We start from the raw sequence: 21,952 nt of genomic DNA on the forward strand, positions 1-21,952 counted from the left end.
CAAAGTATTTAGTATTTAGTATTTACCTTTAACTTTCAACCTCATCACCAACCCTGACATCAATCACGCTGCCTCTGAAGTTATAATTAAACCCTTCTAATTCAAAAGGCATTCCAATTTTTACTTTACTATTACCCAAAACAGGACCGCTATCGGTAATTGTTGCTTTACCTGCTAATGTCAAAAGCATATCTGTGCTAAAGACATTTTCTCTGGGATCTGGGACTAATTTAACGGTACCATCGGGTTGAGTTACAATAATTTTTCTAGGTAGTACTTGAATGGATTTAATGGGAATTTGACCGTAGGGCTGGTTGCGGATAATAACGTTGGTTTTTTCTCCTTTTTTTAACCCTCCTCCCTCAGATAATCTATCTACATCGCGTACTTTTAATCCCCGAACAACTAAATCAACTTCGATGGGTTTTGTTGTGGTACCTACTTGAGCTACCGAGCCAGTGGTTCCAGGGAATAAAAAAATACCTCCTATTACTAGTAATATTACTAGTAAAGCTCCGATATCTAGAATATTGAATTTACCGAATAAGCGACCTTTAGAATCTATTATAGACACAATGAATTTTTCCTATTTACAGATGGGATATGAGGATTGATATAAGCGAAGATGAAATTACTAGAAGTAGAAGTTAATAGATATCTGATATGCAAAAAAAGCATAAAGGATGAAAGAGCAAATTTTACTACTATTTTCTTCCTTCGCGTTATAGGACAATTTATTAATAACACTACTTTTCATGGCTTTCATGAAAGAATGCACAATTAGTTGCCATGTTTAACAGCAAAGCTATTGTTAAGTCAAGCAGACTAGATAACCGATTGTGGCTTGACTTAGTAATAACTAAGACCTGCAACTTATAAGGCTATTTATCGTCTTATAACTTACGTTCTTCTAAAACCTCCTCGAACTTGATGATGATTGAAAAAACAAAATTTTATTTAAATTTCCGTTCCTTACGAAAAAGATTCTTTTATCCGTTAATTTCTGTAGTTTTAGCATTTAGCCTGTGCTTGACTACACCATCTTCGGCTCTAGGTATTTCTATCTGGGATATACTTTTTCAAGGTGCCCAAATAATTCAACTTTCTAATATATCAGACAAGCAAGAAGTTCGGCTTGGCAGACAAATAAATCAGCAACTGGTCAAAAGCGATATTAAACTTTACCGCAATTCTCAAATCAACAACTACATACAAAGAATTGGTAAGCGTTTAGAAGCCCAAAATACTCGGAAGAAAATCCCGTATAAATTCCAGGTAGTCAAAGATGACAGCATTAATGCTTTTGCTACTGCTGGTGGGTATGTCTATATTAATACTGGTCTAATTAAGGCTGCCGACAATGAAGCCGAATTAGCAAGTGTAGTTGCTCACGAAATTGCTCATATTGAAGGTAGACATGTAGTAGAGCAGATGAAGAAAACTGCGATCGCTAGAGGTTTAGCTACAGCAGCAGGTGTCGAAAATAGCAGGTTGGTTCAGCTGGGAGTTGAGTTAGGTTATCGTCGTCCTAACAGTCGTGGAGCCGAACGCGATGCCGATAGACGTGGATTAAGAATGCTTACAGATGCAGGTTACGCTCCTCAAGCAATGGTTTCCTTCATGAAGAAGTTAAAAAGCAAAAGCAGGAGTGGAGTTCCGACATTTTTAAGTACTCACCCTTCACCTAGTAATCGGGTGCAATATCTTCAAAGTTGGGTTAACGCAAAACCCAGTAAAGGTAAAGATGGTTTAAGCACAACTGCATACCGGAGAAATATCCGACAATTATTATAAAGATTTAGAAGTTAGGGGTTAGGAGTTTCTAACCTTTAACCTTTAACCTTGAATCCCTCAAGCCCATAACCTGCTGCTATTACGATTGACTTTTAGTGAAGTCACATTTACTTTTGCTGATGCTTCTTCTACAGGTAAGGTACGGACTTGCTTTTTAAACATGTTGGCTTGGTACACCTGACGATTTGTAACATCGAATGCCGTCAGCCAACCGCTACGGGGATGATAAGCACCTGTATCTAAATCCAGCCAACCGGCACCTCTGGCAATTTTTCCAGGTGCAATTCCAGGAAACGTAAAAGTAATAGTGTGACCGACGATAATTACTTTATCTGAAAAATAAGGTTTTTGAATGCTGTGAAATTTGTCTCTAATCCAGCAAAATTGTTCTGCTTTTTGTTCTTCTATGGTTTTTGAAGGATCAATACCTGCGTGGACTAAAAAGATGTCTCCTAAATCTATATATAAAGGTAAACTCTCAAACCATTCGAGATGTTCTTGAGGTACTTTACCGTTTTTATAGCTTGCTAAAGTTGCTTGCCCACCACTGTAAAGCCATCCTTGTACGCTGGGAGTGGAAGCATTTTTATCTCTAAGAATTTTGATTAGCATATGCTCGTGATTTCCGAGCAAGCAAGGATAAGAATTATCCTTAACAAAATCTACCACTTGGGAACTCTGGGGACCTCTATCTATTAAATCCCCCAGAAAAAAAATTTTATCTTCTGCCGTTGGGGCGATCGCCTCTAACAATTGCATCAAGCCTTGATAGTGACCATGCACATCCCCTATAACTATACGACGGTGGCTAGTTGCACTCATGGGTGTGGACTTCAATAAATTTGTTTTATATTCCTGATTCAGTAGAAATCACTATTAATCAGTAAGAAAATGTAAAAAATTTTCTATGCATCAGTTTAATAAAATCAATTTCATTAATAAAGAATGAAATGTTACAAACCTTACTAATTAATCACTAAGAGTCTTTTTCTTTTGCTTAAATATCGTATCCGTATAATTACTTTTTTTTTAAATAAATGTCTTTTAAAATACATATTGTCTTGAGTGAGAATACGATATTTTAGCTTGAATATTGGTTAAGGCACTTACAGATAATAAATTTTTTGAAATTTCTTGGATCTTGCTCATAGAAGTTTTGCGGCAAAGTAGCTGCATAAAGCAATTAAGTTTTAAAATTCAGATTGAGAAAGTTGATTTATCGGAGTACGTAATGTCAGAAGAATTTTCTACCCAAGTTAGCGATCGCATTTGTAAGCACATGAACGACGACCATGCGGAGGCTGTGGCACTTTACGCTAAGGCTTATGGCGATTTAAAGGATGCGACAGCAGCGACAATGCTTTCTATTGATGCTGAAGGGATGAATTTACAAGCTCAGGCAAATGGCGAAGAAGTGCCCCTCAGAATTAAATTTGACCATACTTTGAAAAATGCCGAAGATGCTCACCATACATTAATTGATATGTTGAAGCAGGTAAGGAAATAAATTTTGAGTTAGGGGTGAGGAGTTAGGAATCATTAATTCTTCCCTCTGATTTGAAAGAGCATTCTTGAGCAGGGGAGGCGTGGGAAGCAGGGGGAGAAAACTTTTATGGTAATGATTTTTTATCGGGACTGTTACTTATTACCCATTACCCATTACCCATTACCTATTACCTTCGCATTTAAATTCAGGTTTAAGTGTATAAGCAAAGCAGGCTGTGAGAATAGTAAGTACGCCTGTAATCCAGAAAGGACTTTTGTAACCAAGACTGACGAGCATACCTGAAATCGGCGGTCCAATAGCGTTGGAAATGCTTAGATAAGATGCATTAATTCCCAGAATTTCTCCTTGTTCCCGTTCGGTACTATTTAAGGATAAAATTGAGTCTATTAACGGCATTGGAAAAGAATTTACAAACCCAAAAACTGCAATAATTATAAAAAATGCAGTTAGATAGGGAAAAGTAGGAATCAATAAGAAGGTGATTCCACGCGCAAATAATGCCAAAGATAGAATATCAATTAAATTAAATTTTTTCCTCAGTGGGTCAAGCGCCACAACTTGAGAGATAAACCCCAACATGCCAACGACAGCAAAAGTAATTGCTAATGTTTTCGCATCTTGGTTAAGAACTTTGAGTACAAATGGTTGAAATGCAAAAGTAAAAATTGTAAAAGTAGAGCCGCTTAAAAAAGTTAGAACAAAAAGCTTTCCTAGTTTTGGACGAACTGCGGACTGAAAAATTTTGATAAAGCCAAAGTCGCTCCAACTTAAATGAAATGGCTGTTTATTAGTAGGTGGCAAAGTTTCTGGTAAGAAGAAAATAGTCAAAATGCTTGCGAGCAAAGCTATAGCCGCACCTACGATGAAACTCATTCCCAATGAAGTTACACCTCTAACTGTAGGTAACTGCTGCGCTACATAGCTTAATGCTGGGCCAGCGACAAAACCCAAACGAAAAACAGCACCAAAAATGCCAAAAGCTTTAGCACGTTGATCGACAGTTGTAATATCGCTAACTACAGCCCTAGCAATAGAAGTATTTCCACCAGTTAAACCATCAAATATACGCGCTAGATACAACAACCAAGCTACAGGAGTTACGGCAGCAACAATACCAGATAAAACCGTTCCCAGCAGACTTATTACTAGTAAAGGTTTTCTTCCCAAACGGTCTGAAAGCCTTCCTAAAATAGGAGTACCAACAAATTGAGGTAATGCATAAGCGGTACTCAGCAAACTTGCTTGAAAATCATTCAATCCAAACTGCTTCGCGTAGGGATACAGTAGTGGAATAATTATCGTAAAGCTAACCGAATTTATAAAGGCAACCAGGGTAACAATCCAAAACTGGAGGGGTAATTTAGACTGTTCCCTTGAATTTTTCAAGTTCATGTACTGAATTAGAGTCAATATTGCCAGAATTCGGTCTATTCTTTACAGAAAATTCTAACTGGCGGTTTCTCCTGTAGCTTAGCTGATTGATATTTCTTTAAACTTCCTCAATTAGTAGAGATGTATTTTAATTAAGCAATCTATCTTAAGATAGTTGACAAAATCATTTTTAATCTTTGAATTGAATTTACGAAATTAAAACTAACAATCATCAAACTTCCTGCAACAACCAAAAGCCGGTATAAGTCATTCCAGAGTCATCTGGCTGTACTAACAAGAAATGTAATCCTTGGCTTTGTTGCTTGCGTTGTTGATATAGCGCGGCAGCTTGTGAAACTTCCTCATCTTCAAATGTTGCCACAATCCATCTGTCTACTAAACCCGCTTCTAATACCAAACCGTCTGGGGCACCAGCAATGTAATTTAGAGCTACAGGGCGATTTTCTTTTAACCATCTCGCTAAAAGCATAGATTTGCGTCCACCATAAATTACTACACCCGGAACAGGTACTGTTGAAGCCAAACCCATATTAATCGGCAATAACAAATCGGGTGTTTCTAAAATCGGAATTGGGCGTTCCGAAAAAAAATCACCGATATCGCCAGCCCGTAGAGTCGCAAAACTCCATTTATCTCCCCAAATATTTTCAGATAAAGGTACCGGCGGTGGCTTATCTAAAGCTGTAAATTGCTGCTTTTGTTTCAACCATGTTTTTAAAGCAATAGTTCTGCGAGTTGCTTCGACTTTAATTCCTAAAATCTTTCCAGCTTGTTCAATTAAACTTAAAGACTGGGGACGAAAAACTTGCATAACATCTGGTAGGCTATCCGATGCTGCTTGTTGAATTTGAGAAACTACCCAGCTAGAATTAGCTTCTGACTGGGGACAAGTTGCCTCATATTTCAATTCAAGAGTTGAATCGCAAATCGATAAATCCCATAAAACCTGTCCCGATTTCTCCGGTTGCGAACGACGATAAAAATCAATTTGCCAAAACATAATACAGTTATCAGTGAACAGGGAACAGGGAATAGTGAACAGTGAACAGTGAACAGTGAACAGTGAACGGTGATTGTTAATTAATTTCAATCATAATTTGATACTTCATTTATTACTTTGACTAAAAGAAAATTATATTCAGACAGTTAATATTGTTACTATACTTTCTATTAATTTTATGTGTATATATAAATAAAAAACCGAAGTATAACAAAAATATTGTCATTCAAAAGAGCAAGCAAACTTCATTACTTATCATTGCTCGCTGTTAACTGCTAACTGTTAACTGTTAACTTATTAACTGTTCACTGCAAAGCTTTTGCATGATGAATAATATGGTCTTCCACAAAAGTAGAAATAAAATAATAACTGTGGTCGTAGCCTTGTTGATATCGTATATTCAAAGGTTGATTGACTTCTTTGCAGGCTTTTTCAAAAATATCAGGCAGCAGTTGTTGCTGCTGAAGAAATTGATCGTCTGTACCTTGGTCAATTAAAATTTCACCATCAAAACCAAATTGTTTGACTAATTCACTAGCATCATAATCGCGCCAGCTTTGTTTACTTTTGCCTAAGTAATTGCTAAAACATTTTTCTCCCCAAGCACATTGAATGGGCGCAGCAATAGGTGCAAAAGCTGAAACTGATTTGTATTTTTGGGGGTTTCGTATAGCACAAATTAAAGCGCCGTGTCCGCCCATAGAATGACCAAATATGCTTTGCTTCTCTTTTTGTACGGGAAAATTAGCGGCTATTAATTCGGGTAATTCTTTAACCACATAGCTGTACATTTTATAATGACTCGACCAGGGTTCTTCGGCTGCGTCAACATAAAAACCCGCACCCGTACCGAAGTCGTAGTCATCATCTTCACCTTTGATACCGGTATTACGGGGGCTGGTATCTGGTGCCACTAAGATTAAACCATGCTCTGCTGCATATTTCTGCGCTCCTGCTTTGACCATAAAGTTTTCTTCAGTACAAGTTAAACCGGAGAGAAAATACAGAATTGGCAAGGATTGGGATTTAGCTTGGGGAGGTTGGTAAACGCTGAAGCGCATTTTTCCATTACACGTAGCTGAAGGGTGAGAGTAAAAGCCAAGTTTTCCACCGAAGCTTGTATATTCGGAATCGAGTGTCAAAGACATGAAAAATTTAATAGTTGTAGTTAGTATATGATTTTTGCTGCCATTCATTATCCTACCGGCTTATTTGTGCAAAAACCTATTTGCAAAAATCCGGTTTGGTTAATTAAGCAATTTGTTGAGAAATTGTTCAAAAATAGATTATGAGTTTGACACAAAAATCTTAAACGCCAAGAAACCCAGTTTGTAGGAAAAAACCGGGCTTCTCGATTCTAAGTAATTTTATCAATAGTTATTAACAAGTGCTGTTAAATTGCAAAAAGTAAAAGATTTAACAACTTACAACACCCCATCTGTAGCTAACTAACTCTTGTTCTTGCTTTCACTGTGTTGCTTTTTTTTTCAGAGAATTCTTTCATCCCCACTTCTCTCATTTCTAAATTGTCTAGGTATACGTGTTTTTCTTGCGGTTTTTCATGCTCTACAACAAACACGTTTGAGTACAAATTAGCAATTATCTGTTTTCCCTGTTGAGTTAAAGACAAGTAACGCAGTCCATCCTTGATATAAGGATAAACACCATTCCAATAAAACTTAGGATAATTGTTACGTAAATCCGCAGGATTTTTATAACCTAAAATTTTATTCATGCCAGTTTCTTCAAACTCATAGAATAGAGAAGTAATTTTTTTCAGATAACGTGGATCGCTTAATTGTCCAATTAAATCGGCAGAACGCACTAAACCTGCATAATTCTTCGTTTCTTGATGGTCTTCTGCTGCGGGTACTGGGAAGCGAGTTAATTCTATATTAGATTTTATAACTTCAGAATCAATTAATTTATGACCGCCAAAACGTTCGTCAATAAAAAGTTTTGCTCTGTCAACATGATAAGGTGTCAGACTAGCATCTGAAGCCCCTGGCTGTAAAGAAATCATTGCCTCATTTTTACCGGTAGCATAAAGACCTTCTTCTTCTCTATCTTGCCGACAAACTCCTTTTACATAGCCAATATCATGACATAGCAAAGAGATAATAAAATGCAGCCAATCTTCACTAGAAACACCACCCTCTCGTATATGTTTACCGCGTAAAACTTCTTGCCCCACCAGGGTTACTAAGATTGAATGTTCTACGTTGTGGTACAAAGCATCGCTGTTAGCAATATTCTCTAAAGCCATACTTCCGACCCAAGCAATAATATCCTGGTAGTCGGTTTTTAAGCTTCCGTAAGTACGATGGTAGCCTTCTCTAACTCTATTTACAAAAGCATCTATTAGGACTTCAGTTGCGTTAAACATATTTTGACCCTGTTAATAATTTATTGTTTTATCCTATTTGCCTCAAAGCAATTTTTCAGCTATTAATTATCAGTTCGGCTTTGAGTCTAAAATCTGGTGATGCAATTTTTAATATTACTTTGATATATTTATCATACAAATAATTAATTTGTATATTTTCTGGTAGCATTGCAATCAAAGTATTGATAAAAGACTAAGCTAATTTCTTTTAGATAATAATAAATTAGCTTATTTTATAAATTAATTTATTCTAAAGCATATAGTAAGTGATTGTTTCAAATGTTTTCTATATTAAAATATTTTTAACGATGTTGAAAAAAACATGTAAACATCTACATTCTAAAAGAATTTAGTCCGCAATCCTCAAATCAGTTTTTATATCAATCTCTATATAATTTTCTATATTGAATGATTTTTGTTTGCAGAAAGGAATAAATCATAGCTGAGACTACATAAATAGAGCTTACCCAAAATTTGCAAAATATATACACCGACTTCATAAGAAAATTAGCATCCATTCATAGAGACATAAAATCGATTATTAATTATTTTTCATATCAAAACAATCTGGGGCAGCGATCTCAAGACTATGAGTGATGTGACGCCGTTCGCCCTCAAATAATTGTTGTAAACTGATCGAAAACCTCTCTACAAAAGCTTTTCATCATATATAAGAAGAGAAATAAAACAAGAGAAAATAGCTTGAGATCGCAAAGATGTGACTTTTGTCATGGTTAAATTCAGCCAAAACTACAGCCAATGCACCAAAAAATGGGTAATAGTTAATATATAGTAATAAATTTCAACTTTTCTTAAGTAATGCCGTATTTTCGCGGTAGGGTAGGAGGTGGAGCAATGACAGCAGGGGACTCGAATTTTTCCGATATTCCAGCAGAAGAAGAAACAGTAATCGAAGAAACTACGTTCAAAGATTATCCCAAAACCAGCAAGCAGCGTCCTTGGTGGACAATAATGCTTATGGGTATGGCTCTAGGTATTGGAATAGCTATGGGAGGAATGCGTCTGCTAGGCAATCGTCCCAAAAGCGAACCAAAGGTAGCAAATCCATCTACTCAAGCGCTTGCTCCAGCAATGACTGTTAATCTTGCTTTAGTCGAATTTACTAAAGTTGCTCGTAATCTTAATGTTACTGGTACTGTTGCAGCTAGTGAATTGACTCCGGTATTACCTCAATCTAATGGTTTGCAAGTCAAGCAAATTCTGGTTAAACAGGGAGATTCCGTTAAAGAAAATCAAGTAATGGCAGTTTTAGACGATTCGCTTCTACAAGACCAAATCCGTCAAGCAAAAGCAGAAGTCGAATCTCAACAAGCCGAAGTCGCTTCTAGAGAAGCAGATTTGTCTTCCAGACAGGCAGCTTTAGAATCAAGTAGAGCAAATGTAATATCAAATCAAGCAACAGTCGAGCAGAGACAAGCCGATTTAGCACAAGCCAAAGCAAAACTTAGAGAAGCTCAAAGAAATTACCAGCGCAATTTAAAGCTTTCCAATCAAGGTGCTATCAGTAAGCAATTATTTGAAACTGCTGAAACTAATTTTGAAACTGCAAAAGAAGCAGTACGCATTGCACAAGCAAATATTCGTAGCGCTCAAGCTAATGTAAATAGCGCTCAAGCTAATGTAAATAGCGCTCAAGCAAGCATCAGCAGCGCTAAAGCGAAGGTTAACAGCGCTCAAGCAGGTGTTCGTAGCGCTACAGCTAGAGTGCAACAGTTAAAAACTCAATTGGGACAAACTGTAGTCCGCGCTCCCGTTTCCGGAATAGTTGCCGAAAAATTAGCCAGAGTCGGAGATATTACTGGTGTACCACCGCAAACCCAAGTAGGAACAGTAGTTGGTGGAACCCAAAAGTTATTTTCAATAATTCGTCAAGGAAATTTAGAATTACAAGCCAAAGTCCCCACAGTTCAATTATCTCAGATAGAAATTGGCGCACCAGCCCAAATTACAACTGATGCAAACAATCGGGTTAAATTGCGAGGAAAAGTTACAGAAATAGAGCCAGTAGTCAATCAACAACGACGCGAAGCCACAGTAAAAATTGACTTACCGCCTACAGAATTACTCAAACCGGGAATGTTTGCTCGCGCTGCAATTGTGACTGACACAAATATGGCTCTAGCAATACCCCAAAAAGCAGTACTCCCTCAACCCGACGGAAGCGCAATAGTATTCACAATCAATGAAGACAAAATCGCCAGCAGTAGAAAAGTAGAAACCGGAGAAATCCTCAAAGACGGAAAAATAGAAATTAAAAGTGGCTTACAAACCGGAAAAAGCGTTGTCGTGAACGGTGCTGGGTATTTAAAAGATGGCGACAAAGTACGGGTGGCGAAACAATAAGGTCAAAGGTTAAAGGTCAAAGGTTAAAGGTCAAAGGTTAAAGGTCAAAGGTTAAAGGTTAAAGGTTAAAGGTTAAAGGTTAAAGGTCAAAGGTCAAAGGTTAAAGGTCAAAGGTTGAATTTTTCAAATTATTTTTTACTAACAACTATTAACTACTAACTACTAACTAAGATGAATGTCTCCGCTTGGTCGATCAAAAAACCAATTCCTACAATAGTTTTATTTTTAATTCTTACTATAGTTGGCTGGTTTTGTTTCAATACTTTGGGTATTGATACCAACCCCAATATTGATATTCCTGCGGTTCAAGTTACGGTAACTCAACCTGGTGCAGGTCCTACAGAACTTGAATCTCAAGTAACTAAGAAAATTGAAGACGCTGTTGCTGGCTTGGGCAACATTGATGAATTGCGGTCGGTTGTTACCGATGGCGTTTCTACTACTACTATTAACTTTGACTTAGGAATCGATAGCGATCGCGCGACTAATGATGTGCGTAATGCTATAGCCCAAATTCGTCAGAGTCTTCCTCAAGATATTAATGACCCAATCGTGCAGCGTCTGGAGTTTTCCGGTAGCGCTGTGATGACTTATGTGGTCAGTTCGGATAAACGCTCTGTAGAAGAGTTAAGTAATCTGGTTGATGAAACTATTAGCCGTGCTTTGCTATCTGTAAAAGGTGTAGCCCAAATCCGCCGTGTAGGGGGAGTTGACCGAGAAATTCGCGTTAATCTCGATCCAGAACGCTTGCAATCGTTAGGTATCACCGCTACTCAGGTAAACGACCAATTACGAGCTTTTAATATTAATTTACCAGGTGGTCGCGCTGAAATTGGAGGAAGCGAGCAAAGTATCCGTACTTTAGGTAGTGCCCAAAGTGTAGACATTTTAAGAAATTATGAAATTATTCTTCCTAATGGTGGTTCGGTTGCTTTGTCTACTTTAGGAAATGTAGAAGACAGCTTTGGTGAAGTACGTCAAACAGCACGCTTGAATAACAAACCAGTAGTTGCTTTTCAGGTATTGCGTAGTACTGGTAGTGTCATGGTAGCAGTGGAAGAAGGAGCAAAAGCTGAGGTTGAAAAGCTGAAAAAAACTCTTCCTCAAGACGTAAAAATGGAATTGATTTTTACTAGAGCTACTTTTGTTCGTAATTCTTACGAAAGTACGATGAATGAACTATTAATAGCATCTGTATTAGCTGTGATAGTGATTTTGTTGTTTTTACGCAACTGGCGAGCAACTTTAATTACAGCAGTAACTTTACCTTTATCAATTATTCCTACCTTTGGGGTAATGTTTGCTTTAGGCTACACTCTCAACAATATGACACTGTTGGGTTTGGGTTTAGCGGTAGGTAACTTAGTAGATGATGCCGTTGTAGAAATTGAAAACATGGAACGGCACTTGGGTATGGGTAAAGAACCCAAGCAAGCGGCTTTTGACTCTTCAGCAGAAATGGGTTTAGCAGTAATTGCGACTTCGGCGACAATTGTAGCCGTATTTCTACCCGTTGCATTCATGGGCGGAATTCCCGGTCAATTTTTTCAACCCTTCGCCATGACAGTTACTGCCGCGACTGTATTCTCCACAGCAGTAGCGCGGATGGTAACGCCGATGATGGGAGCCTATTTGTTACAGTCAAAGAATGTTGAAAATCAAAGGTTCAAGGTTAAAAAAAATAATCCCAAATCTTTTCGTCGTTTCCAACCCTACGCTTCCACGCTCAGGTGGGCTTTGCGTCATCGCATCACTACTTTACTGCTGGCTTTAGCTTTCTTTATTGGTAGCTTAATGTTGGTACCGATGATTCCTAAGGGTTTGGTTGATGGAGCCGATGTTGGTATTTCTGGGGTATCTATAGAACTAGCACCAGGTTCAACTTTGGAGGACACCAAGCAAGTGGTGACGCAAGCGACAAATTTAATTACGCAAAGCCCTGCGGTTGAAAGCGTTTTATCCACAGAAAACGTTGGTTCGGCGAACCTTACCATTAGATTGAAGCCTAAAGAAGAACGAGATTCTCAAAGCGAGTTTGAAGAACAAGTACGTCCGCAGTTTGCCCAAATTCCAGGAGCAAGAATTAGTTTTCAAAGTACTGGTGCAGTGGGTGGTGGAAAAGATTTAACTATAGTTTTGCAAAGTGAAAATCCCCAAGCCTTGAAAAAAGCTGCTGATGATTTAGAAAAGCAGATGCGAAGCATACCGGGATTGGTGGAAGCAACTTCTACAGCTAGTTTGGTGAAACCAGAAATTTTGGTAGTACCCGATCCACAAAGAGCCGCAGATTTAGGTGTTACCGTACAGTCAATTGCACGTACTGCAAGTCTGGCGACTATCGGCGATGGCGATGCTAATTTAGCAAAATATAATCTTCCCGACCGTCAAATTCCCATTCGAGTACAAATCAACTCCCAAGCCCGCGAAGACATCATTAATATAAAAAATCTCCAAGTCCCCTCTCAAAATGGCGGTCTGGTGCCTTTATTAGCGGTTGCAGATATCCGTTTTGGTAGTGGTGCGGCGACTATCAATCGCTTTGATAGAATGCGTCAAGTTTCTGTGGAAGCTAATTTACAAGGTATTTCCTTGGGAGACGGATTGCAGGCTGTGAATCAGCTAAGTGCGATGCAAAATTTACCCGCAGAAGTAATGCGACGTTCGGCTGGAGATGCTGAAATTATGGAAGACATTTTCGGACGTTTCGGTGCTGCATTGGGTTTAGCAGTAATGATGATTTACGCTATTCTGGTTATTTTATATAATAATTTCCTGCACCCAATCACTATTATGGTGGCGCTACCTTTATGTCTAGGGGGTACTTTACTCGCATTGTTGATAGCTCAAAAAGCCTTAGGACTATATGCTTTGATTGGTATCGTATTACTACTAGGAATTGTCACCAAAAACTCCATTCTTTTAGTAGATTATGCAATTATTGGTTTAGAGCAAGGTAAACGCCAGCGGCAAGCAGTTTTAGATGCTGGGGTATCTCGCTTGCGACCGATTTTGATGACTTCTCTTTCTACAATTGCAGGTACTTTCCCCTTAGCATTAGGACTTGGCGCTGGTGCAGAAGTCCGGCAATCAATGGGTGTTGCAGTCATCGGCGGTTTCACAACTTCTACATTATTAACCTTGGTTGTAGTACCAGTGTTGTTTACCTACATTGATAACTTTCAGCATTGGATTATCGATATGGTGAAATACGGTTTTAAGAAGAAAACAGCACGTCGAGTTATCGAAGCAGATAAAACAGTTAAGTTACCACCAGCAAGCTAGGAGTTAGGATTTAAAATTTTTCCTTGTCTCCCCCTCTTGCTCCTCTGCCGCTAATACCCCATATCCAACTCCCACTCTATAGTTCACAATTTCTCAGCGAGTTCCTTACCAACGTACCAAGAAACTACTCTATCTTTTCGCCATTGATAACCAAACCATGCTTGATGCTTTGTCAACGTCGTTTTGCAGAAGCATCTTGCTTTGTTACACTCATATTTCTCTAAGGTGTAAGCTTCATTTCCCATACGTCGAATTTCTATAACTTCACGCCCTGGCTTTTTTGGAATCTCGAATTTTTCCTCTAATTCCCGTTTCGCTATGTGAGAACCAAGCCAAGAAAACAAAAATTTTTGTTCGCTCAAAGGTAACTCTGAAACACGTCTTTGAATATCGAAATTTCTAGAAATATGATTCATAAATTAAATTATTGCAATCCTTGAATCAAGTTTTATGGTATCAATAATTGAAGATTTTTTTTAAATATTATTGTTTATGTATATTAAGATAATATTGAGCAATTAAAAAAAAATACAAAAAAGTATAAAAGAACTTATCAAACTATGTATAGCAAATCAATTAAATTCCCGTAACTGCCTATATTTGACCTTTTACAGGGAATTATACAGGTATGTGCATCTATTCTTCGTCTAATTGTTAAGCGCAAAAAACTATGTCACAGCTTTCCAATATTATAAAGATGGGAGAGAAAGCCCCATCTTTTAGCGCAGTCGATCAACATGGAAACTTGGTCAGGCTTGAAGATTTTAAATCGAGTTGGCTTGTTCTCTACTTTTATCCTAAAGATAATACCCCAGGTTGTACTGTGGAAGCGAAAGATTTTAGTGAATACAAGTCTAAGTTTGATGAGATAGGAGCGAAGATTGTAGGAGTTAGCCCCGATTCAGAAAAGTCTCACTGCAAATTCATCAACAAATACAATTTATCCATTCAGCTTTTAAGCGATCCAGAGCAAGAAGTGTGCGAAGCTTATGGGGTGTGGCAATTAAAAAAGTTTATGGGCAAGGAATATATGGGAGTTGTACGTTCAACTTTTTTGATTACACCCGATGCTCGCTTAGCTTATATATGGTCTAATGTAAGAACTAAAGGTCATGTTGAAAAAGTGTTTAGCAAGTTGCAGGAATTGCTTGCTATAACTTGATGCGATTAAATTTTTCGACCTTATAGGTGTTCAATGCAATATTAAATTGAAGAGTGCCGCTTGCATTACCATTCGCAACAAAAAATTCAGCGATGGCAAATCATGAAGTTACCCGCGCCGTCACTACTGCTTATTTATAATTAATTTTGATTAAAACAGAAAAAATCGTTGCTCTTTCTAACTTGTTGTCAAATTTTAGAAAAAATTAGCTTCAAACCCTTTATACATTAAAGGCTGGGAACTAACTTAATTCTACCGGCATCCATTTCTGCCATCAAAAGTTCTAACGCCTCGTAATCAACGTCAGAAATGTAACCCATCTGAGTCAGTTCGGAATTTATTTCATTTTCTATCTCAGGAGTTAATTTCTTAATAACCAAAGCCCTTTCAACTAATTTACGGATAGCGAACTTAGTTCTCATAGTAAGTAACTGTTATGTATTTAATACCAATTATCTCAGATATTTTTAAGTATAAAGCGTGATCCAAATATTACTCAAGAGTGATCTGGATCGCAGGCATAGCAGACAAGTCACTTGTCATCTTCAAAAGATACAAGCTAATGATTAAGGAAAAATAAGGATACTTTATATTAAATTAGCGATTAGTGATAAATAAGACAATAATAGTTGGTAGCTAATAATTCACAGATATCTTTTTCCATATGCCAGCAGGGGTTCATACTGGTTATATAGATTATTTTTGAACTTGAATTATAAAAAAGTATATTTGGCTACGATTTCCTGAAGTATTATGGCAATCTTTAAACAGAAGTAGTCCGGTAGTGAAGATTCAACAAAGACAGCTAATACGAATGGTCGATGCGATAAAAAAAAGATTATGGTCGAATACATCTATCCTTCAAGTCAAGAATATTTTAAGTTTTTATTGCCATGCAAACCATACTTGATAATCCTAAAATTACTATCATCTGTCCCAATGGATCTTTGGATGCCGCAAACAGCCGAAACTTTGAACAAGAATTGAATCTAGCACTTAATCGCGTCAACAGTACTCTTGTACTGATTAATTTAGAAAAAGTTGATTTTCTCGATAATACAGGCTTGATGGTTTTAGTCTCTGGAGTACGAAAAGCAAAACAATTAGGACAAAGAGTTTGCTTCAGCTCCGTTTCTCCGGCTCACAAAATTATTTTTGAATTGGCTCAATTAGATAAAGTGTTTGAAATATTTGATGCAGGAAAGATTTGTAATCGATAATATCTCGCTGAGCATTGTTCCAATAAATTTCCTGTTTTAACTTGGAAAAAATGAGTAAGGAGTAACAACGGCAAATTACAGCAACAAACTAATACAGTATGTCAAATCAATGCTAATGTTAGAAATGAGTAACTGTAATTACTAGAAGTAGCTAGAAAATAGCATAGTGTCTATTGCAGTAGATAAATTAATCACGTCGGATATTTTAAAACCATCCCGTTACCTGGGTAATGAGCTTTTAGCAAAGCATAAACCTTGGGATACGGCGACGATACGCTGGGTATTAACTTATCCAGAAGTATATGAAGTTGGTGCTTCCAATTTAGGGCATATCATTCTTTATAATATATTGAATGTTCAGCCCCGTCAGTTATGCGATCGCGCTTACCTACCGGGTGCGGATTTAACAGCAAAGTTAAAAGCAACTCAAACACCTCTGTTTGCGGTAGAGTCAAAGCGAAGTTTGATTGATTTCGATATTCTGGGTTTTAGTCTGAGCTACGAATTAGGCGCTACTAATATATTAGAGATGCTTGATTTGGCTGGCATTCCTTTAACCACAGAAGAAAGGCTGAGTGGAGATTATCCCTTGATTTTCGCCGGGGGACAAACCGCTACGTCTAATCCCGAGCCTTATGTTGACTTCTTCGATTTTATTGCTCTTGGAGATGGTGAGGAGCTATTACCAGAAATTGGCTTAGTTTTAGAAGAAGGTAAGAAGAATTCGCTAAGCCGTCAAGAATTATTATTGGATTTGGCGCAGGTACCTGGTGTATACGTACCGCAGTTTTACGATATGGCCGCTGATGGTTCGGTTCGTTCAAATCGTCCAGATGTGCCAGAACGTATTATTAGAAGAGTTTCTAATCCAATACCAGCTTATTCTATCGGTTTAGTGCCCTATGCCGAAACAGTACACGACCGTTTGACAATTGAAATTCGGCGTGGATGCACCAGAGGATGCAGGTTTTGTCAACCGGGTATGTTGACTCGCCCAGCACGGGACGTAGAACCATCGAAAGTTGTGGAAACAATTACCGAGGGAATGCGCCAGACTGGTTACAATGAATTTTCCTTGTTATCTCTTTCCTGTTCCGATTATCTGGCTTTGAGCTCGGTAGGAATGGAGATCAAAAATCGTCTTAAAAATGAAAATATTTCTCTTTCTTTACCTAGCCAGCGAGTAGACAGGTTTGACGAAAATATCGCTAATATCCTTGGTGGAACCCGGAAAGGTGGTTTAACTTTTGCCCCAGAAGCCGGAACTCAAAGAATGCGCGATATTGTTAATAAGGGCTTGACCAATGAAGAATTATTAAGGGGGGTGAAAACAGCTTGGAAGAAAGGCTGGGATAAGGTAAAGCTTTATTTTATGATTGGTTTACCTGGTGAAACCGATGTTGATGTATTAGGTATCGCTCAAACTGTGAGTTGGCTAAAGCGTGAATGCTGGGCAACGGGTAGAAGACTCATGAACTTTAACATTACAGTTTCCAACTTCACGCCCAAACCTCATACGCCATTCCAGTGGCACTCAGTCTCTACTGCCGAATTTAAACGCAAGCAAGAATTGTTACGTTCTGAATTCCGCAAGATTCGTGGAGTTAAAGTTAACTTTACCGATGTGCGAATTTCGGCAATGGAAGATTTCGTTGGTAGAGGAGACAGAACTCTGGCGAGTGTAATACGTCGTGCTTGGGAATTAGGTGCGGGTATGGATTCGTGGTTCGACAATTTAGATAAAGCTTTTGCAGCTTGGGAAAATGCGATCGCTGAAGCCGGATTAGACTGGAAGTATCGCCAGGTTTTATGTGGTGAATGGAATGTCATGGAAGGCAGCAATTTTGACGATCGCCTTGATGACATATTACCTTGGGACCATATAGATACGGGTATTGAGAAAAAGTGGCTCAAAGAAGATTTGCAACGTGCAATGGAAGCAGCTACCGTTCCCGATTGCTCTTTTGAAGGTTGCTCGCATTGCGGCATTTGCGGTACCGATTTTGGTCATAATATAGTGGTTGAACCACCACCGATTCCAGAATTCAAGGGAGATTTCGTTCCCGATACTACAAAGGCTAAAAGATTGCGACTACAGTTCGGAAAAAAAGATGACATGGCACTGGTGGGTCATTTGGATTTAATGAGAGTGTTTGATCGAGCCGTAAGACGAGCAGGTTTACCAGTATCTTTTAGTGGTGGGTACAATCCACAACCTAGAATATCAGTAGCCAATGCTTTACCATTGGGTGCTACTAGCAGTTCGGAGATTGTAGATTTTGAATTAACAACCTGCGATATTGATAATCATACTTTCCTGAGCAAATTAAGTTCTTCACTACCGAATGGCATACCACTATATGATGTATGTCAACTTGACTTGAAAGCTAAAAGTGCATCTCAAGTACTCGAAGCTGCTGAGTATCTGATTACTGTAAACTGTAACCGAGAAATAACTTTATCCCAATGGCAAACTGCGATTAATGCAATCAAAGTTAAAGACGAAATTTGGATACAGCATAAAACGAAAAAAGGTAAAATTAAAGATGTAAATCTGCGCGAACGTTTGTTTGAATTAGAGTTGGTTGAACCAGCTAAGGTCGAGATGAATCAAAGTAATCCAGTCCAATTGCGTTATGTGGGAGCTTGTCGCAATGATGGTACGGTATTGCGCCCGGAACAAATTCCATTTATGCTTGAATCTGTAACAACAGTAGAATTTGAACTCCTGCACATACATCGGAACAAGCTGATTTTGGCAGTTGAATAATTAGAGGGCAATTGTAGTTGTGAAATTGCCCTCTAATTTGGCATAAATGAAGCAATTGATTTTTTACGGCCTTGCGTTAGAATTATATGAAGAGAAATTTTCTGGCGCTGCAACGGAACGAGCTGATTTACTACCCTTTATGTATGGGGCGAATACAGCAATAATATTTTTAGAGTGCAACTCAACTGGGATATTATCCTAGACAAAGCATAGGCAGATTAAAGAAGGCTCTCTCTGAATTGTTTATGGCTACGAATGTGAATCAGCACCGACTCGTAACAGTTTTGTCCAATTGCTTCTCCCACATTTTATGATTTATCAATAGTCGCTTTGTTTGCAACTCCTAGCAAATCGCGAGGATGAACCAGAGCAAAGAGTCACTTTCAATTACCACTCATAGGTAAACTTTAAAAGTCAGTACAAGACTGTAAAACATACTCCGGGATGGACAAGAAAGTATGCGTCCCTTTCCGCAATTCTCCCGTGTAGTAGCCAGCGGCGAGCCTTAAGAGAACTCGCGTGCTGCGTTTAATGTACTAAACGGGTGATGTCCTTATAGGATGAGTGAGTGCGATCTCACGAGCTTAAAGGAGAATTACGGGAGCCTTCATCGGCTTTCATGAGTCAAGTCCTCGCATTTAGCAGTCAAACCATATTTGCTCGTCGTAGTTTTATACTCGCGACAAAATTTTGGGTAATACTGCCTAATCTTTAGAATCATGGGGCTGCATAAACTGCGTCTCTACTGTCATAGCGTAAATAATTAATCACCTTCACCCGAAGATTAATTGACGAGGGAAAGGTATCCAAAATAACTAGGAATGGGCTATTTTATTCATATAAAAATGCAATCGTTCTGAAGTTTATGGTTTGTGCAAACGCAATCGCAATTTAAATAGCTCGTGTTTATTTGAGCGAAATTTTGTGCAATTTTATTACAGCAGCGCCTTAGAAGCGGGAGACAGAGTAAATTGATTAAAACTCCTTCCCTACGGATTTGAGCTGCCAATTTTTGAGGAAATTGAATGCCGAAACAAATTATCATCGCCGAACAGCATCAAATTGCTGCGGTGTTCTCTGAAGATCAGATACAAGAACTTGTCGTCGCTACTGGTCATCACCAAATTGGTGATATTTACCTAGGAGTAGTAGAAAATGTTTTGCCTGGGATAGATGCAGCATTTGTAAACATTGGCGATCCAGAGCGCAATGGTTTTATTCATGTAACTGACCTCGGACCTTTGAGGTTAAGACGTGCATCAGCAGCAATCACGGAATTATTAGCACCACAGCAAAAAGTGTTGGTGCAAGTGATGAAAGAGCCGACGGGTACTAAAGGACCAAGGCTCACCGGTAATATTACCTTGCCGGGACGTTACGTAGTACTAATGCCTTATGGACGAGGCGTAAATCTATCCCGCAGAATCAGGAACGAAAACGAACGCAACCGTTTGAGAGCTTTAGCAATTTTAATTAAACCAGCTGGAATGGGTTTGTTAATCCGTACTGAAGCCGAAGGTAAACCTGAAGAAGCTATTATCGAAGATTTAGAATTTCTACAAAAGCAGTGGGAGTCAATCGGCGAACAAGCTCAAACCAGCCGTGCGCCAGCTTTACTTAACCGTGATGATGACTTTATCCAGCGCGTTTTACGGGATATGTACGGTGCCGATGTGAATCGGATTGTAGTTGATTCCAGTACTGGTTTAAAGCGAGTCAAGCAGTATTTACAAAATTGGAGCGGCGGACAGGTACCTCAAGGTTTATTAATTGACCACCATCGCGATCGCACGGCGATTTTAGAATATTTCCGAATCAATGCCGCAGTTAAGGAAGCTCTGAAACCAAGAGTAGATTTACCTTCAGGCGGTTACATTATTATTCAGCCGACAGAAGCATTAACGGTAATAGATGTCAACTCAGGTTCCTTTACTCGTTCGGCTACTGCTAGAGAAACCGTATTATGGACAAATTGTGAAGCTGCCACAGAAATAGCACGTCAGTTACGCTTGCGTAATATTGCTGGAGTAATTGTAGTTGATTTCATTGATATGGAATCGCGGCGAGACCAATTACAGGTACTAGAACACTTTAATAAGGCTTTGAAAGCTGATAAGGCTCGTCCTCAAATTGCTCAATTAACTGAATTGGGTTTGGTAGAGCTTACCCGTAAGCGTCAAGGTCAAAATATTTACGAACTATTTGGAGAAAGTTGTCCAACTTGTGGCGGCTTAGGACATATTGTACATTTACCTGGGGAGAACGAATCCCGAGCAGTGTCGCCACCAGCAGAAATAGCCGAGCGTGTGGTACCTTTGCCTCAAAGAGAACCGCGTTTTTCTGCTCCTCGCTTGAACTCCCAACCGGAAGTCGTTGACGGGTTCGCAGATGCAGATGAAGGAGAAACAGATTTTGCAAACTTAAATCTTATAAATCATCCAAGCTATCAAGAATTAGGCGATACTAATAAACGTCGTCGCCGCCGCCGGATTAATACGGGGAATGGCAAAGATGAGCCGAGAATTAATGGGAGTCCGTTGACACTAGTCAATGATGACTTGGAAATTGATTCAGAAGCAGAGCCAGAACTAAGAAGGTCTGCTGATAATTCTTTATCAGCTTTGAGTAAAGGATGGAGCGAAAGACCGGAACGCAATAGAACTAGAGTCGAATCGGTTAAAGGGGTACTCGAACCACCAGAAATTGTTTCTGTGGAAATGACAGATGAAGAACAAGATGTTTACGCTTTAATGGGGGTTACACCTTTAAAGAAATTAGAGAAAGATTTCAAAAACGAGAAATCCGTAATAATTAATGTGGTTCCACCAGGCGAAGATGAAGTAAGCATTTCAGAACCGGAACCCTACTCGCTGACTCCGACTCCGAAGAAGGCGAAAATAAACGATATAGACGATGTAGAAGATGAAATTTCAGTCGAAGAGGAAACAGAAGAAGTAGAGCAAGAAGAATCCGTACAAACTATAGATAAAACTGAAACAGCAACTGCTACAGCAGACAGACGTCGCCGTCGCCGTCGTTCTTCTTTGGAAACACCATCTAGCTAGAATCAAATTG

General features: G+C 38.7%; 16 protein-coding genes. 8 read left to right on the forward strand and 8 right to left on the reverse strand.

The features are described from left to right. Nucleotides 1–28: 28 nt before the first annotated feature. Nucleotides 29–574 carry a DUF4330 domain-containing protein gene (locus RIV7116_RS05055; protein WP_015117192.1) on the reverse strand — a complete coding sequence of 182 codons (546 nt, stop codon included), beginning with the start codon at nucleotides 572–574 and terminating at the stop codon, nucleotides 29–31. Between the two features lie 356 nt (nucleotides 575–930). On the opposite strand from RIV7116_RS05055, the gene RIV7116_RS05060 reads away from it, so the two are divergent. Further along, complete coding sequence (locus RIV7116_RS05060; RefSeq protein ID WP_015117193.1) at nucleotides 931–1,794, forward strand: M48 family metallopeptidase; 864 nt, start codon at nucleotides 931–933, stop codon at nucleotides 1,792–1,794. A gap of 57 nt (nucleotides 1,795–1,851) precedes the next feature. On the opposite strand, the gene RIV7116_RS05065 is transcribed toward RIV7116_RS05060, so the two are convergent. Next, nucleotides 1,852–2,616, reverse strand: a complete 765-nt coding sequence (locus RIV7116_RS05065; protein ID WP_015117194.1) for a metallophosphoesterase family protein — start codon at nucleotides 2,614–2,616, stop codon at nucleotides 1,852–1,854. 409 nt (nucleotides 2,617–3,025) lie between these two features. Here RIV7116_RS05065 and RIV7116_RS05070 point away from each other — a divergent pair, with 409 nt between their 5' ends. Then, nucleotides 3,026–3,301 carry a DUF2470 domain-containing protein gene (locus RIV7116_RS05070; protein WP_015117195.1) on the forward strand — a complete coding sequence of 92 codons (276 nt, stop codon included), beginning with the start codon at nucleotides 3,026–3,028 and terminating at the stop codon, nucleotides 3,299–3,301. A gap of 159 nt (nucleotides 3,302–3,460) precedes the next feature. On the opposite strand, the gene RIV7116_RS05075 is transcribed toward RIV7116_RS05070, so the two are convergent. The 4 genes from RIV7116_RS05075 to RIV7116_RS05090 form a co-directional block, all read right to left on the reverse strand. Beyond that, nucleotides 3,461–4,693 carry an MFS transporter gene (locus tag RIV7116_RS05075; RefSeq protein WP_015117196.1) on the reverse strand — a complete coding sequence of 411 codons (1,233 nt, stop codon included), beginning with the start codon at nucleotides 4,691–4,693 and terminating at the stop codon, nucleotides 3,461–3,463. Between the two features lie 211 nt (nucleotides 4,694–4,904). Beyond that, nucleotides 4,905–5,693, reverse strand: a complete 789-nt coding sequence (locus tag RIV7116_RS05080) for a Tab2/Atab2 family RNA-binding protein (protein WP_015117197.1) — start codon at nucleotides 5,691–5,693, stop codon at nucleotides 4,905–4,907. A 305-nt stretch (nucleotides 5,694–5,998) separates the two neighbouring features. Further along, entirely contained in the window at nucleotides 5,999–6,841 is an 843-nt protein-coding gene (fghA, locus tag RIV7116_RS05085; protein ID WP_157229252.1) for an S-formylglutathione hydrolase, read from the reverse strand. A gap of 296 nt (nucleotides 6,842–7,137) precedes the next feature. Continuing rightward, nucleotides 7,138–8,079 carry an Npun_R2479 family HD domain-containing metalloprotein gene (locus tag RIV7116_RS05090; RefSeq protein WP_015117199.1) on the reverse strand — a complete coding sequence of 314 codons (942 nt, stop codon included), beginning with the start codon at nucleotides 8,077–8,079 and terminating at the stop codon, nucleotides 7,138–7,140. Between the two features lie 819 nt (nucleotides 8,080–8,898). On the opposite strand from RIV7116_RS05090, the gene RIV7116_RS05095 reads away from it, so the two are divergent. Both RIV7116_RS05095 and RIV7116_RS05100 read left to right on the forward strand, forming a co-directional pair. After that, entirely contained in the window at nucleotides 8,899–10,443 is a 1,545-nt protein-coding gene (locus RIV7116_RS05095; protein WP_015117200.1) for an efflux RND transporter periplasmic adaptor subunit, read from the forward strand. 171 nt (nucleotides 10,444–10,614) lie between these two features. Beyond that, a complete protein-coding gene (locus tag RIV7116_RS05100) occupies nucleotides 10,615–13,725 on the forward strand; it encodes an efflux RND transporter permease subunit (protein WP_015117201.1) in 3,111 nt (1,036 codons plus the stop codon). 83 nt (nucleotides 13,726–13,808) lie between these two features. Here the strand turns inward: RIV7116_RS05100 and RIV7116_RS05105 are convergent, their stop codons facing one another. Next, nucleotides 13,809–14,141, reverse strand: coding sequence for a hypothetical protein (locus RIV7116_RS05105; protein WP_015117202.1), 333 nt, complete (start codon nucleotides 14,139–14,141; stop codon nucleotides 13,809–13,811). 254 nt (nucleotides 14,142–14,395) lie between these two features. On the opposite strand from RIV7116_RS05105, the gene bcp reads away from it, so the two are divergent. Next, nucleotides 14,396–14,887 (forward strand): thioredoxin-dependent thiol peroxidase, encoded by a 492-nt coding sequence (gene bcp / locus RIV7116_RS05110; protein WP_015117203.1) that lies wholly within the window; start codon nucleotides 14,396–14,398, stop codon nucleotides 14,885–14,887. 227 nt (nucleotides 14,888–15,114) lie between these two features. On the opposite strand, the gene RIV7116_RS05115 is transcribed toward bcp, so the two are convergent. Next, entirely contained in the window at nucleotides 15,115–15,309 is a 195-nt protein-coding gene (locus RIV7116_RS05115) for a hypothetical protein (protein WP_015117204.1), read from the reverse strand. 471 nt (nucleotides 15,310–15,780) lie between these two features. On the opposite strand from RIV7116_RS05115, the gene RIV7116_RS05120 reads away from it, so the two are divergent. The 3 genes from RIV7116_RS05120 to RIV7116_RS05130 all read left to right on the forward strand — a co-directional run bounded on the left by RIV7116_RS05120 (nucleotide 15,781) and on the right by RIV7116_RS05130 (nucleotide 21,942). Then, a complete protein-coding gene (locus RIV7116_RS05120) occupies nucleotides 15,781–16,107 on the forward strand; it encodes an STAS domain-containing protein (RefSeq protein ID WP_015117205.1) in 327 nt (108 codons plus the stop codon). Nucleotides 16,108–16,273: 166 nt separating this feature from the next. Further along, the gene (locus RIV7116_RS05125; protein WP_015117206.1) at nucleotides 16,274–18,877 is read left to right on the forward strand and encodes a TIGR03960 family B12-binding radical SAM protein; all 2,604 of its coding nucleotides are present in this window, start codon (nucleotides 16,274–16,276) and stop codon (nucleotides 18,875–18,877) included. 1,025 nt (nucleotides 18,878–19,902) lie between these two features. Beyond that, nucleotides 19,903–21,942, forward strand: a complete 2,040-nt coding sequence (locus RIV7116_RS05130; protein WP_015117207.1) for an Rne/Rng family ribonuclease — start codon at nucleotides 19,903–19,905, stop codon at nucleotides 21,940–21,942. The last annotated feature ends 10 nt before the right edge of the window (nucleotides 21,943–21,952 follow it).

The sequence above is a fragment of the Rivularia sp. PCC 7116 genome (genome assembly GCF_000316665.1).
GTDB lineage: Bacteria > Cyanobacteriota > Cyanobacteriia > Cyanobacteriales > Nostocaceae > Rivularia.